Source organism: Pseudomonas kairouanensis, assembly GCF_004682055.1.
In the GTDB taxonomy this organism is placed as follows: domain Bacteria; phylum Pseudomonadota; class Gammaproteobacteria; order Pseudomonadales; family Pseudomonadaceae; genus Aquipseudomonas; species Aquipseudomonas kairouanensis.
The window spans coordinates 233,352-245,395 of the sequence record NZ_QUZU01000002.1; the positions used below are offsets into that span (position 1 = coordinate 233,352).

The following is a 12,044-nucleotide window of genomic DNA, read 5'->3' on the forward strand; positions in this document are numbered from 1 at the left end:
CAAGGACAAAACCATGGGCCTGTGGCACACCCAACCGAATATCGAACAACTCAACGCGATCCAGAAAAACACCATCGGTGAACTGCTGGATATCCGCTTTGAAAGCTTTGACGACGAGTCCCTGACGGCCAGCATGGTGGTGGACCCTCGCACCCATCAGCCTTTTGGCCTGTTGCACGGCGGCGCATCGGTGGTGCTGGCAGAAAGTATTGGCTCCATGGCGGCCTACCTGTGCATCGACCCCAGCAAGTTCTATTGCGTGGGCCTTGAGGTCAACGCCAACCACCTGCGCGGTGTACGCACCGGGCGGGTGACGGCAGTAGCCCGGGCGATCCATATCGGGCGTACTACCCACGTATGGGATATCCGCCTGACCACCGATGATGGCAAGGTCAACTGCGTGTCGCGCCTGACCATGGCCGTGGTGCCGCTGGGCGAGAACCCGCCGGCCCGATAGGCATGGCGTGAGTGTCATCATTCCTGGCAGTTACAGTCATTGCTGTGCTGCCGGGTGCTTGTGACAATCGATGTCTGTTTTGCTAGATGGATCCTGTATGTCGCAGCATGTGTTTTTTGCCCACGCCAATGGGTTCCCTTCGGCCACCTACGGCAAATTGTTTGCCGCCCTGGCCCCGGAATACGCAGTGGCTCATCTGCCCCAGCACGGTCACGACCCCAGGTTTCCGGTGGATGACAACTGGCAGAACCTGGTAGACGAGTTGATCCACCATTTGGAGCAACAGCCGGAACCGGTATGGGGCGTGGGCCACTCCCTGGGCGGCGTGCTGCATTTGCACGCGGCCATGCGTTGCCCGCAGTTGTATCGCGGTGTGGTGATGCTCGACTCGCCGGTGCTGACCCGTGCCGACCGCTGGGTGATCCGTGCGGCCAAGCGTTTCGGCTTTATCGACCGGCTCACCCCGGCCGGTCGTACCCTGGGCCGGCGTGAAGAGTTCAGCGACTTGGCGTCGGCGCGCAGTTACTTCGCGGGCAAGACCTTGTTCCGGGGCTTTGACCCCGAATGTTTCGACGCGTACCTGCAACATGGCTTGCAGCAGGTGGGTGATCGCCTGCGGTTGCGCTTTGACCCGGCTACCGAAATCAGCATCTACCGCGGTGTGCCCCACACCAGCCCCGGCCAGGTGCGCCAGTTGAAGGTACCGCTGGCCGTGGTACGCGGTCGCCAGAGCCGCGTGGTGATGCGTCACCATGCCAGCGGCGTCGATCGCCTGCCCATGGGCGAGATGCTCACCATGCCCGGCGGCCATATGTTCCCCCTTGAACGCCCCCAGGACACCGCCACCTTGATCAAGAACCTGTTCTCCCGCTGGGAAGCCCGCGAGCGCAGTTGCGCATGAGCACGCCGGTCGAAGAAGTACGCCTGAGCCTGCCTCACATTGAATTGGCCGCCCACCTGTTCGGCCCCGAGGACGGCGTGCCGGTGATCGCCCTGCATGGCTGGCTCGACAACGCCAACAGCTTTGCGCGGCTGGCGCCCAAGCTTGAGGGCTTGCGCATCATCGCCCTGGACATGGCGGGGCACGGCCATTCGGCCCATCGTCCTGTGGGCGCCGGTTATGCCTTGTGGGATTACGTGCACGATGTGCTGCAAGTGGCCGAGCAACTGGGCTGGAAACGTTTTGCATTACTTGGTCACTCCCTCGGCGCCATCGTTTCCCTGGTGCTGGCCGGCGCCTTGCCGGAGCGCGTGACGCATTTGGGTTTGATCGACGGTGTGATCCCGCCCACCGCCAGCGGTGAGCACGCAGCCGAGCGCTTGGGCATGGCCTTGCAGGCGCAATTGAACCTGCAGGACAAGCGCAAGCCGGTCTATGGCACCGTGGATCGTGCCGTCGAGGCGCGGATGAAAGGCGTGGTGGCCGTCAGCCGCGAAGCCGCCGAACTGCTGGCCCAGCGCGGTTTGATGCCGGTGCCGGGGGGTTACACCTGGCGCACCGACAGTCGTCTCACCCTGGCATCGCCGATGCGCCTGACCGATGAACAAGCCATGGCTTTCGTACGGCGCGTGAGTTGCCCTACGCAGTTGGTGGTGGCTGCTGACGGCATGTTGGCGAAACATCCCGAATTGCTTTCCCAGCTACCCTTCACGGTGACCACGCTGCCTGGTGGCCATCATTTGCACCTGAATGACGAGCCCGGTGCCGCTCTTGTTGCAGACTGTTTCAATCGGTTCTTCTCCGCGCCTTGACTTGGGCCGGTCAACTGCCGAGGCTGGGCGGATTGAAAGGGAGTCAACCATGAACAAACTCAACATCGCTGCGACCTCCATTGGCCAGGGCTCGTTGACCTTATGAGCGTGCGCAACGGATGTATCCGTATCCTGGGCCTGAGCCTGTTCAGCCCATTGGTGTTCGCCGCCGACGTACCGGGTAGCCAGGACCTGCCCAGCGTGGCCCGTCAGGTTGACGCACAAATCGTCGACTATCGCCCCGCCGAAGAAAAAGAGCGTATCTACCCCATGGGCGCAATCCGCAAGATCAGCGGCCAATTGCGCTACGAAGGCCAGGCCACCGCACGGGGCCAAACCACCGCCATCACCTATGAGTTACCGGCCGAGCACACGTCCAGCGCTGCGTTCACCGCCACCCGCGAAGCGTTGCAGGAGAAGGGCGCGCAATTGTTGTTCTGGTGCAAGGCCCGTGATTGCGGCGAGAGCAGCCTGTGGGCCAATGAGGTGTTCGGCAACGCCAAGCTGGTCGGCGCCGATGGCCAGCAGGAATACTTGCTGCTGCGCCTGGCCGCGCCGCAGGACAATTCCCTGGTGGCGCTGTACGGCATCACCCGTGGCAACCGCCGCGCCTACCTGCATGTTGAGCAACTGGACGCCAGCACGCCCTTGGGCGACCTGCTGCCCACCTCGGCGACCTTGCTGCGTGAGCTTAAAAGTACGGGCGAGCTGGACTTCCCGGCCCTGCGCGGCGAACCGGACGCGACCTGGTTGAACCTGATCTCCCGTGGCCTGAACCTCGACGCCACGCTGCGCGTGAGCTTGACCGGGCCCACCGCCGAAGCCTGGCGCCAGGGCCTGATCGACAGTGGCGTACGCGCTGCCCGCATGGAAACCGGCACCGGCGATGCCAAAGGTTTGCACCTGCATCTGATACGCTAGGCCCTACAGGGCGAACGGACCCGCGCCGTTCGCCTACGCTGTCTTCCTAAGTCTTCTTCTCGAGAACCCCCATGCTCAATAACGATCGCCTACTGGTGCAAATCCTGCTGCTGGTGCTATTTGGTGCCAGCTTGTGGGTGATGGCGCCGTTCTGGTCGGCGCTGTTCTGGGGCGCGGTGCTGGCGTTTGCCAGCTGGCCGCTGATGCGCCTGCTCACCCGCTGGCTGGGGGGCCGCGAATCCCTGGCGGCCGGCATCCTGACCCTGGGGTGGATGTTACTGGTGGCGGTGCCGCTGGTATGGCTGGGGTTCAACCTGGCGGACCATGTGCGTGACGCCGTGGGCCTGATCAAGGATATCCAGGTCGATGGATTGCCCGCAGCACCCACCTGGCTGGGGTCGCTGCCCTTTGTTGGCGAGCGCCTGGTGGCGATGTGGGACAGCATTGACCAGCAGGGCGCGGCACTGATGGTGAGTATCAAGCCGTACCTGGGGCAGGTGGGCAACTGGCTGCTGGCGCGCAGTGCACAGATCGGCGGCGGGATCCTTGAACTGACCTTGAGCCTGGTGTTCGTGTTCTTTTTCTACCGCGATGGGCCGCGCCTGGCGATGTTCGTGCACCGCCTGCTGGAGCGTCTGATCGGTGACCGCGCTGGCTATTACATCGAACTGGTGGCCGGCACCGTACAACGGGTGGTCAACGGCGTGATCGGCACCGCTGCTGCGCAGGCCTTGCTGGCGCTGATCGGTTTCCTGATTGCCGGTGTACCGGGGGCGCTGGTGCTGGGCATCGTGACCTTCCTGCTCAGCCTGATCCCCATGGGCCCACCGCTGGTGTGGATCCCGGCCACGGCCTGGCTGGCCTGGAAGGGCGACTACACCTACGCGGTGTTCCTCGGTATCTGGGGCACATTCATCATCAGTGGCGTGGACAACGTGCTCAAGCCGTACCTGATCAGCCGGGGCGGCAACCTGCCGCTGGTGATCGTGCTGCTGGGGGTGTTCGGGGGCTTGATCGCGTTCGGCTTTATCGGCCTGTTTATCGGCCCGACCTTGCTGGCGGTGGCGTACAGCCTGCTGATGGATTGGAGCGCGACCCAGGCCCAGGGCCGTCGGGAAGACAACTGAAAGGTCTCGGTCAATGTGGGAGCGGGCTTGCTCGCGAAAGCGGAGTGTCAGTCAACTGATTGGGTGGCTGATTCGCCGCCTTCGCGAGCAAGCCCACATTGGTCCGTGCTCGCCCGTTAGGATCTTGGTAGCCACAACACGGCCGTCAACCCGCCACCTGGCGTATCTTCCAGGTTCAGGCGACCATTCAGGCGCTCCACCGCCTCCTTGGAAATCGTCATCCCCAGCCCAACCCCCCCGGAATTGCGGTTGCGCGAGCCTTCCAGCCGATAGAACGGCTCGAACACCGCCTCGCGCATGTCGGCCGCAATGCCCGGCCCATGGTCGATCACACGAATCACCAGTGCCTCACGGCTGTCTTGCAGCTCCACCCGCGCCGTGCCGGCGTAGCGCAGCGCATTGTCGATAAGGTTGTTGAGGCACGAACGCAAGGCCATCGGCTGCACCTGCAACGGCACGCAGGTGCCCCCGAACTGCACATCGGAGCCCTGGTCCTGGGCGTTTTCGCTCATGGATTCCACCAGCGCCTGCACGTCCAGCCAATGCCGGGTTTCGCTGGTGCGCTGTTCGTGCAGGTAGCTCAGGGTGGCGTCGAGCATACCGATCATGTCATTCAGGTCCTGGCGCATCTGGCCCTGCAGCCGGGTGTCTTCGATCTGTTCCAGGCGCAACTTCAGGCGTGACAGCGGCGTGCGCAAGTCGTGGGACACCGCGCCCAGCATGCGTGCGCGCTGGCTGACCTGTTCGCGGATACGCCGTTGCATCAGGTTGAAGGTGTAGGCCGCCTGGCGCGCTTCCCGAGGGCCGGACTCGTCCAGCGGCGGGCTGTCCAGGTCCAGGCTCAGGCGCTCGGCGGCGTCGCTCAGGCGCTGGATTGGTCGACTCAACAGCTTGGCGCCGTACCAGGCGGCGATGATCAGCGAGATGAACTGAAACGTCAGCGGCACCACGGGGCCACCAAACCAGGGGCGGCGGTGCTCTTTGTTCATTGGCTTCATGCTGCCGTCGGGCTGCTCGACAAAGCTTTCCTGGGGCGGCGGCGGTGGCGGGCCGTAATAGCGGAACCACGCGATGGCCAGGACGTGAGCCAGGATGATCGCCACCAGCAACACGCCGAACAGCCGACCGAACAACGTGTTGAAGGGGGCGCGCATCAACCGATGTCTCGGGCGTCGAACAGGTAGCCTTCGCCCCGCACCGTCTTGATCAACTGCGGCGCCTTGGGGTCATCCCCCAGTTTTTGCCGCAGGCGCGACACCAGCAAGTCGATGCTGCGGTCGAACGCTTCAATGGAGCGGCCACGGGCGGCGTCCAGCAATTGTTCGCGGCTCAGCACTCGGCGCGGGCGTTCGATAAACACCCACAGCAGGCGAAATTCGGCGTTGGACAACGGCACCACCAGGCCATCATCGGCCACCAGTTGGCGCAAGACGCTGTTCAGGCGCCAGTTATCGAAACGAATGTTCGCACGCTGTTCGGTGCGATCATCGCGCACCCGGCGCAGGATGGTCTGGATGCGCGCCACCAATTCACGGGGCTCGAACGGCTTGGACATGTAATCGTCCGCGCCCAACTCCAGGCCGATGATGCGGTCGGTGGGTTCGCAACGGGCGGTGAGCATCAGGATCGGGATATCCGATTCCGAGCGCAGCCAGCGGCACAGCGACAGGCCGTCTTCGCCTGGCAGCATCAGGTCGAGCACCACCACGTCAAAGGTTTCGGCTTGCATGGCCAGGCGCATGGCGGCGCCGTCGGTCACGCCGGTGGCGAGGATATTGAAGCGCGCCAGGTAGTCGATCAGCAGTTCGCGAATCGGCACATCGTCATCGACGATCAGTGCGCGGGTGTTCCAGCGCTTGTCATCGGCGATCACCGCGCCTTTTTGCTCGTCGTTTTGCGGGACGGAAGGGGTATGCATAGTGCGATCATCTGCCTGGTTGTTGCGGTCAGCATAGGCGTCCAGCCCCATGGCTGGTAGTGCTGGTCGGTGGGTCGTGCGAGCGAGGCTAGCGGTGGGGCGTGTTGGGGGCATGTCGTGAATGTATCAGCTTTGAAATAATTGGCCCAAATGCCCGCCCGAGGGCACTTGGTCAGTATTTACCGATCATCGGATCCCGCAACGGCGCTGCTTGCGCTACAATCCGCGCCGATTTCGACTTGCCTGAGAGCCCATTCCAATGTCCGTCTGCCAGACTCCTATCATCGTCGCCCTGGATTACCCCACTCGTGACGCCGCACTGAAGCTGGCTGACCAGTTGGACCCCAAGCTTTGCCGGGTCAAGGTCGGCAAGGAATTGTTCACCAGTTGCGCGGCGGAAATCGTCGGCACCCTGCGTGACAAAGGTTTCGAGGTGTTCCTCGACCTCAAATTCCACGACATCCCCAACACCACCGCCATGGCCGTAAAAGCCGCCGCCGAAATGGGCGTGTGGATGGTCAACGTGCACTGCTCCGGCGGCCTGCGCATGATGACCGCTTGCCGCGAAGTGCTGGAACAGCGCAGCGGCCCCAAACCCTTGTTGATCGGTGTGACCGTGCTCACCAGCATGGAGCGCGAAGACCTGGCCGGTATCGGCCTGGACATCGAGCCGCAGGAGCAAGTGCTGCGCCTGGCGGCCCTGGCGCAGAAAGCCGGTTTGGATGGCCTGGTGTGCTCGGCCCTGGAAGCCCAGGCGTTGAAGACTGCCCACCCGTCGCTGCAACTGGTAACGCCGGGGATTCGTCCTGCGGGCAGTGCCCAGGATGACCAGCGCCGTATCCTCACGCCGCGTCAGGCGCTGGATGCGGGTTCCGATTACCTGGTGATTGGTCGCCCGATCAGCCAGGCGGCGGATCCGGCGAAGGCGTTGGCGGATGTGGTTGCCGAAATCGCCTGATAGTTGGAGCGAACACGGTTAAAAATGTGGGAACGGGCTTGCCCGCGAAAGGGTTGTGTCAGTCGCCAGATAAGTAGACTGAATCACCGCTTTCGCGAGCAAACCCGCTCCCACATTTGCATCGAGGGTGTGTCAGTTAACCTTCAATACTAATTTGCCAAAGTTCTCGCCGTTGAACAGCTTCATCAGCGTTTCCGGGTACGTCTCCAGCCCCTCCACAATGTCTTCCTTGCTCTTGAGCTTGCCCTGGGCCATCCAGCCGCCCATCTCCTGACCGGCAGCGGCAAAGTTCGCCGCGTGGTCCATCACCACAAAACCTTCCATGCGCGCACGATTGACCAGCAACGACAAGTAGTTGGCCGGGCCTTTTACCGCTTCCTTGTTGTTGTACTGGCTGATGGCGCCGCAGATCACCACCCGCGCTTTCAACGCCAGGCGGCTGAGCACGGCGTCGAGAATATCGCCGCCGACGTTATCGAAATACACGTCCACACCTTTGGGGCATTCGCGCTTGAGGGCCGCGGGCACATCCTCGCTTTTGTAGTCGATGGCGGCGTCGAATCCCAGCTCATCCACCAGGAATTTGCACTTGTCGGCGCCGCCGGCAATGCCGACCACACGGCAACCTTTGATCTTGGCGATCTGCCCGGCAATGCTGCCCACCGCACCCGCCGCGCCAGAGATCACCACGGTCTCGCCAGCCTTGGGCGCTCCGGTGTCCAGCAAGGCGAAATACGCGGTCATGCCGGTCATGCCCAGCGCGGACAGGTAGCGTGGCAGTGGCGCCAATTTTGGATCGACCTTGTAGAAACCGCGCGGTTCGCCAAGGAAGTAATCCTGCACACCCAAGGCGCCATTCACGTAGTCCCCGACCGCAAATTTGGGGTTGTTCGACGCAATCACTTTGCCTACGCCCAATGCACGCATCACTTCGCCGATGCCGACGGGCGGAATGTAGGATTTGCCTTCGTTCATCCAGCCACGCATGGCGGGGTCCAGCGACAGGTATTCGTTACGCACCAGCACCTGCCCGTCCTGAGGCGTGCCTACCGGTACTTCCTGGTAGGTGAAGGTTTCCCGCGTGGCCGCGCCGACCGGGCGTTTGGCGAGCAGGAATTGGCGGTTGGTCTGGGCGGTCATGGCAGGGACTCTTCAGGAAATGAGCCTAGAGTGATAGACCTTCAACGCCCCGCAGGCAAGACCCGCCGGGGGCGCGAATGCAGATTGATAGGCGCAGCTGATAGTGCTGACGCGTCGATCATGCTGTTGGCTAGACTGGCTACCCGGTTACTTTTCCCACAGGAAATCTCCCATGAGCATGACGTTTTCCGGCCAGGTTGCCCTGGTGACTGGCGCCGCCGCCGGTATTGGCCGCGCCACCGCGCTGGCGTTCGCTGCCGAAGGCTTGAAGGTTGTGGTCGCCGACTTGGACGTGGCGGGCGGTGAGGGCACCGTGGCGCTGATCCAGCAGGCCGGGGGCGAAGCGCTGTTTGTGCGCTGCAACGTCACCCAGGACGCGGATGTGCAGCAATTGATGGCGCAGACCCTCAATGCCTACGGGCGTCTGGACTACGCCTTCAACAACGCCGGCATCGAAATCGAAAAGGGCAAGCTGGCCGACGGCAGCGAAGACGAGTTCGATGCCATCATGGGCGTTAACGTCAAGGGCGTCTGGCTGTGCATGAAGCATCAATTGCCGCTGCTGCTGGCCCAGGGCGGCGGGGCCATCGTCAACACCGCGTCGGTCGCGGGCTTGGGTGCAGCGCCGAAGATGAGTATTTATGCAGCGTCCAAGCATGCGGTGATCGGCCTGACCAAGTCGGCGGCTATCGAGTACGCGAAGAAGAAAATCCGCGTCAACGCCGTGTGCCCGGCGGTGATCGATACCGATATGTTCCGGCGCGCCTATGAGGCCGACCCGCGCAAGGCCGACTTTGCCGCCGCCATGCACCCAGTGGGGCGCATCGGTAAAGTCGAAGAAATTGCCAGTGCGGTGCTGTACCTGTGCAGCGATGGTGCGGCGTTCACCACCGGCCAGGCTTTGGCCGTGGACGGTGGCGCCACCGCGATCTAGGACCTCGCGCCGCCCCCGATTCGAAAAGGTTTGGGGGCGTGTGGGGTTTTTCCACGGCTGGCACAGTGCCTTGTCAGAATGTGTATCACCAGGTAAATAACTCAATAAAATCAATACTTTAATAATTTTTCGTCGCCGGTAGGCGCAAGCTTCTGTGCTTAACTGCCCTGGGTTGAATAACAGACAGTTCAAGTGAGTGGCTCATGGATTTAGGGATCGATCGACAAGCCCTTGTACCGGTGGTGCAGCAAATCGTCAGCGCAGTGGCAGAGTGGATTCGCAAGAGCGGGGTGAGCCCCGGTACACGCCTGCCGTCCATCCGGCAATTGGCGCTGGATAACCTGCTCAGTCAGTCCAGTGTGATCGAAGCGTTCGAGCGCATGGTTGCCCAGGGCTTGCTGGCATCGAAGCAGGGCTCGGGGTTTGTGGTCGCCCAGCCGCCGGTCTCCCATGAGCGCCCATGGTATGAGGGTGCGGAGCAGGCCTGGGGCGCTTTTGCCGATAATCCGCTTGGCGAGTTGAAACTGGGGTGTGGTTGGCTACCGGACGGCTGGCGCGAAAGCGACGACATCAGCTACGCCATCCGCGAAGTCGCCCGTACCGACACCGCTGGCCTGTTCAACTACAGCACGCCGCTGGGGCTGCCGGCACTGCGTGAGCAACTGCTCAAGCGCCTGACTCGGCTGCGCATCCCCTCAAGCCTTGACCGAATCCTCACCACAGCAGGAGCCAGCCATGCCCAAGACCTGCTGATACGTACGCTGCTCAAGCCCGGCGATTGCGTCGTGGTGGAAACCCCGGGGTATGGCAACCTCTATCGGCAACTGGCCTTCCAGGGGGTGACCTTGCTGCAGGTACCCCGCACTCGGGGCGGCCCGGACATTGCGGTGCTGGAAGCCTTGTTGCGGCAGCATCGGCCCAAGTGCCTGTTTATCAACAGCCTGTATCACAACCCCACCGGTACCAGCCTGAGCCGCGAGGTGGCCGCGCGTCTGCTGGAGCTGGCCCACCGCGAGAACTTCCTGATCATCGAGGAAGACGTGCAAGGCGACCTGCAACATGCCAGTTGCACAAGGCTTTCGGCGTTGCCCCACGATGACCGGGTAATCTACGTCGCGAGCTTTTCCAAGACCTTGAGCAGTGCGTTGCGGGTGGGCTACCTCAGCGCCAGCAAGGCGCTTGTTACCCAATTGGCCAGCCTGAAGACCTTGACCGGTTTCGGCACTTCGCGGTTTGCCGAGGCGGTGGTCACGACCTTGCTGGCCAATGGAACCTATCGCAAATGGGTGCAGCGTCTGCGCAAGCGGCTGAACACTCAAATGGCGGCCACGTTGCAGGTGCTGGAGGATGAAGAGTGGGAGGTGTTCGCCGTGCCGTCCGGCGGCATGTTCCTGTGGGCGCGGCCGGGGGCGGGGGAGCCTTCGCGTTTGACGGCCTGCGCCCAACGACTGGGCGTGTTGCTGTCACCGGGGGCATTGTTCAGCCCGACCGGCGAGCACAGTGACTGGCTGCGCATCAACGTGGCGTACGCAGGCGATCAGCGCGCGCTGGCGCTGTTCCGCGACATGGGGCCCGCCAGATCGACCTCGACCATTCTGAAAACGACGAGTATGTAGCTTTTTGCCATTATTCCGGCGCCAGCGTCTTGTGCTCCGTACCCTGGGGTTGCCAATCTCACGACTGGTCAACCGGGTGCAGAGGATTCAAGTGCAATGATTTCGGCCATGCAACGACGTTTCGCCAACCTGGGTATGGCAAAAAAACTGGGCCTGGGGTTTGCCCTGGTGCTGCTGCTGACGGCGCTGATTGCGGCCATTGGCGTGTGGTCCCTGCAAACCGTTGGGCAGCGTTTTGAAGGCCTCAAGGCTATGTCGTCGCTCAACAGCGGTTTGCTCAAGGTGCGCCTGATCGAACAGGACTACGCCCTGCATGCCGACCCCAAGGCCGTGGATGCCCTGCACGAAAGTGTCGACGCCTTGACGGCCCTGGCGACCCGCCTGAAGGCGCAATCGGCTGCCAACGTATCGGTGATGACGGATGTGGAGCAGGCCCTGGCCGCCTACCGCCAGGCGTTCGATCAGTTTGTCGAGTTGACCCAGACCAAGGACCTGGCACTGGAAATGGCCAGTTGGTCGGTGTCTAGCGTGGCGAACAACCTCGATGTGCTGCAGGCCGGCCTGGCGGACGACGGCGCCTATGGCCTCAAGGAGAGCCAGGGCAAGGAGGGCGCTGAGTTCATCGAGCAGGCGGGGCAGGTCAGCCAGGTTTCGCGCTTGATGCTGCAAGCCATGAACGAAGCGCGTGTGCGCTTGGACCAGAGCCGCAAGGTGAGCGACGACGACGCCGAGCAAGGCAAGATCGAGCAGGCGGACCAGGCCCTGGCCCAGGTCGAGCAGTTGAAGACCTCGGTCAAGGATCCTGGCTACCAGACGGTGCTCAATGAAGTCAGCGGGCATATCGCCGCGTTCAGCGAAAAACTGGGCGAATACACCGGCCTGCTGGCCCAGGAAAAGACGGTCTACAAGCAGCTCAATGATCGCGCGGCCCAGGTGGTCAGCCGGGTCAACCAGGCCTACGACGCCGAAGACCAGTCGATGCAGGCACAATTGAACAAAAGCGCTCTGCTGATCATCGGCTCGTCGGCCCTGGCGCTACTGGTGGGGCTGATTGCGGCCTGGGTGATCACCCGCTTGATCGTCACGCCGTTGCGCCGTGTGATCGCAGTGGCCCAACAGATTGCCGCAGGTGATCTGAGTGGCCGGATGGAGGTCAGCCGCCGTGATGAAATCGGCCAGTTGATGCAGGCCATGCAGCAGATGGGCAATGGCCTGAGCCAT

At 62.6% G+C, this 12,044-nt stretch carries 11 protein-coding genes and 1 pseudogene; 9 read left to right on the forward strand and 3 right to left on the reverse strand.

Annotated elements, in window-relative coordinates:
- Window positions 1–13 precede the first annotated feature (13 nt).
- The 5 genes from DYL59_RS03470 to DYL59_RS03490 all read left to right on the forward strand — a co-directional run bounded on the left by DYL59_RS03470 (window position 14) and on the right by DYL59_RS03490 (window position 4,257).
- Window positions 14–457 (forward strand): hotdog fold thioesterase, encoded by a 444-nt coding sequence (locus tag DYL59_RS03470; protein WP_135287912.1) that lies wholly within the window; start codon window positions 14–16, stop codon window positions 455–457.
- Window positions 458–554: 97 nt separating this feature from the next.
- Entirely contained in the window at window positions 555–1,358 is an 804-nt protein-coding gene (locus tag DYL59_RS03475; RefSeq protein WP_135287913.1) for an alpha/beta fold hydrolase, read from the forward strand.
- Window positions 1,355–2,209: an alpha/beta hydrolase gene (locus tag DYL59_RS03480; protein WP_135287914.1), complete on the forward strand. Its 855-nt coding sequence runs from the start codon at window positions 1,355–1,357 to the stop codon at window positions 2,207–2,209. Before DYL59_RS03475 ends, DYL59_RS03480 begins: the two co-directional genes overlap by 4 nt.
- Window positions 2,210–2,311: 102 nt before the next feature.
- The gene (locus DYL59_RS03485; protein ID WP_135287915.1) at window positions 2,312–3,130 is read left to right on the forward strand and encodes a DUF4892 domain-containing protein; all 819 of its coding nucleotides are present in this window, start codon (window positions 2,312–2,314) and stop codon (window positions 3,128–3,130) included.
- A gap of 71 nt (window positions 3,131–3,201) precedes the next feature.
- Window positions 3,202–4,257, forward strand: a complete 1,056-nt coding sequence (locus DYL59_RS03490; protein ID WP_135287916.1) for an AI-2E family transporter — start codon at window positions 3,202–3,204, stop codon at window positions 4,255–4,257.
- A gap of 116 nt (window positions 4,258–4,373) precedes the next feature.
- On the opposite strand, the gene DYL59_RS03495 is transcribed toward DYL59_RS03490, so the two are convergent.
- Together DYL59_RS03495 and DYL59_RS03500 are read right to left on the reverse strand one after the other, a co-directional pair.
- Complete coding sequence (locus DYL59_RS03495) at window positions 4,374–5,411, reverse strand: sensor histidine kinase (protein ID WP_135287917.1); 1,038 nt, start codon at window positions 5,409–5,411, stop codon at window positions 4,374–4,376.
- Complete coding sequence (locus DYL59_RS03500) at window positions 5,411–6,175, reverse strand: response regulator (RefSeq protein WP_135287918.1); 765 nt, start codon at window positions 6,173–6,175, stop codon at window positions 5,411–5,413. The genes DYL59_RS03495 and DYL59_RS03500 overlap by 1 nt, the downstream gene beginning before the upstream one ends.
- A 259-nt stretch (window positions 6,176–6,434) precedes the next feature.
- Between DYL59_RS03500 and pyrF the strand changes: the two genes are divergently transcribed.
- Window positions 6,435–7,133 (forward strand): orotidine-5'-phosphate decarboxylase, encoded by a 699-nt coding sequence (gene pyrF, locus DYL59_RS03505; protein WP_012723118.1) that lies wholly within the window; start codon window positions 6,435–6,437, stop codon window positions 7,131–7,133.
- Window positions 7,134–7,265: 132 nt separating this feature from the next.
- Here the strand turns inward: pyrF and DYL59_RS03510 are convergent, their stop codons facing one another.
- The gene (locus tag DYL59_RS03510; protein WP_135287919.1) at window positions 7,266–8,273 is read right to left on the reverse strand and encodes an NADP-dependent oxidoreductase; all 1,008 of its coding nucleotides are present in this window, start codon (window positions 8,271–8,273) and stop codon (window positions 7,266–7,268) included.
- Between the two features lie 172 nt (window positions 8,274–8,445).
- On the opposite strand from DYL59_RS03510, the gene DYL59_RS03515 reads away from it, so the two are divergent.
- The 3 genes and pseudogenes from DYL59_RS03515 to DYL59_RS31980 all read left to right on the forward strand — a co-directional run.
- A complete protein-coding gene (locus DYL59_RS03515; protein ID WP_135287920.1) occupies window positions 8,446–9,207 on the forward strand; it encodes an SDR family oxidoreductase in 762 nt (253 codons plus the stop codon).
- A 203-nt stretch (window positions 9,208–9,410) separates the two neighbouring features.
- Window positions 9,411–10,823, forward strand: a complete 1,413-nt coding sequence (locus tag DYL59_RS03520) for an aminotransferase-like domain-containing protein (RefSeq protein ID WP_135287921.1) — start codon at window positions 9,411–9,413, stop codon at window positions 10,821–10,823.
- Window positions 10,824–11,801: 978 nt separating this feature from the next.
- Window positions 11,802–12,026: pseudogene (locus tag DYL59_RS31980) on the forward strand (HAMP domain-containing protein); the annotation flags it as partial.
- Window positions 12,027–12,044 lie beyond the last annotated feature (18 nt).

Bases quoted from the DNA above. Each gene is read 5' to 3' on its own strand.
- DYL59_RS03470 (WP_135287912.1), top strand. From the start codon at position 14: ATGGGCCTGTGGCACACCCAACCGAATATCGAACAACTCAACGCGATC.
- DYL59_RS03475 (WP_135287913.1), top strand. From the start codon at position 555: ATGTCGCAGCATGTGTTTTTTGCCCACGCCAATGGGTTCCCTTCGGCC.
- DYL59_RS03480 (WP_135287914.1), top strand. From the start codon at position 1,355: ATGAGCACGCCGGTCGAAGAAGTACGCCTGAGCCTGCCTCACATTGAA.
- DYL59_RS03485 (WP_135287915.1), top strand. From the start codon at position 2,312: ATGAGCGTGCGCAACGGATGTATCCGTATCCTGGGCCTGAGCCTGTTC.
- DYL59_RS03490 (WP_135287916.1), top strand. From the start codon at position 3,202: ATGCTCAATAACGATCGCCTACTGGTGCAAATCCTGCTGCTGGTGCTA.
- DYL59_RS03495 (WP_135287917.1), bottom strand. From the start codon at position 5,411: ATGCGCGCCCCCTTCAACACGTTGTTCGGTCGGCTGTTCGGCGTGTTG.
- DYL59_RS03500 (WP_135287918.1), bottom strand. From the start codon at position 6,175: ATGCATACCCCTTCCGTCCCGCAAAACGACGAGCAAAAAGGCGCGGTG.
- pyrF (WP_012723118.1), top strand. From the start codon at position 6,435: ATGTCCGTCTGCCAGACTCCTATCATCGTCGCCCTGGATTACCCCACT.
- DYL59_RS03510 (WP_135287919.1), bottom strand. From the start codon at position 8,273: ATGACCGCCCAGACCAACCGCCAATTCCTGCTCGCCAAACGCCCGGTC.
- DYL59_RS03515 (WP_135287920.1), top strand. From the start codon at position 8,446: ATGAGCATGACGTTTTCCGGCCAGGTTGCCCTGGTGACTGGCGCCGCC.
- DYL59_RS03520 (WP_135287921.1), top strand. From the start codon at position 9,411: ATGGATTTAGGGATCGATCGACAAGCCCTTGTACCGGTGGTGCAGCAA.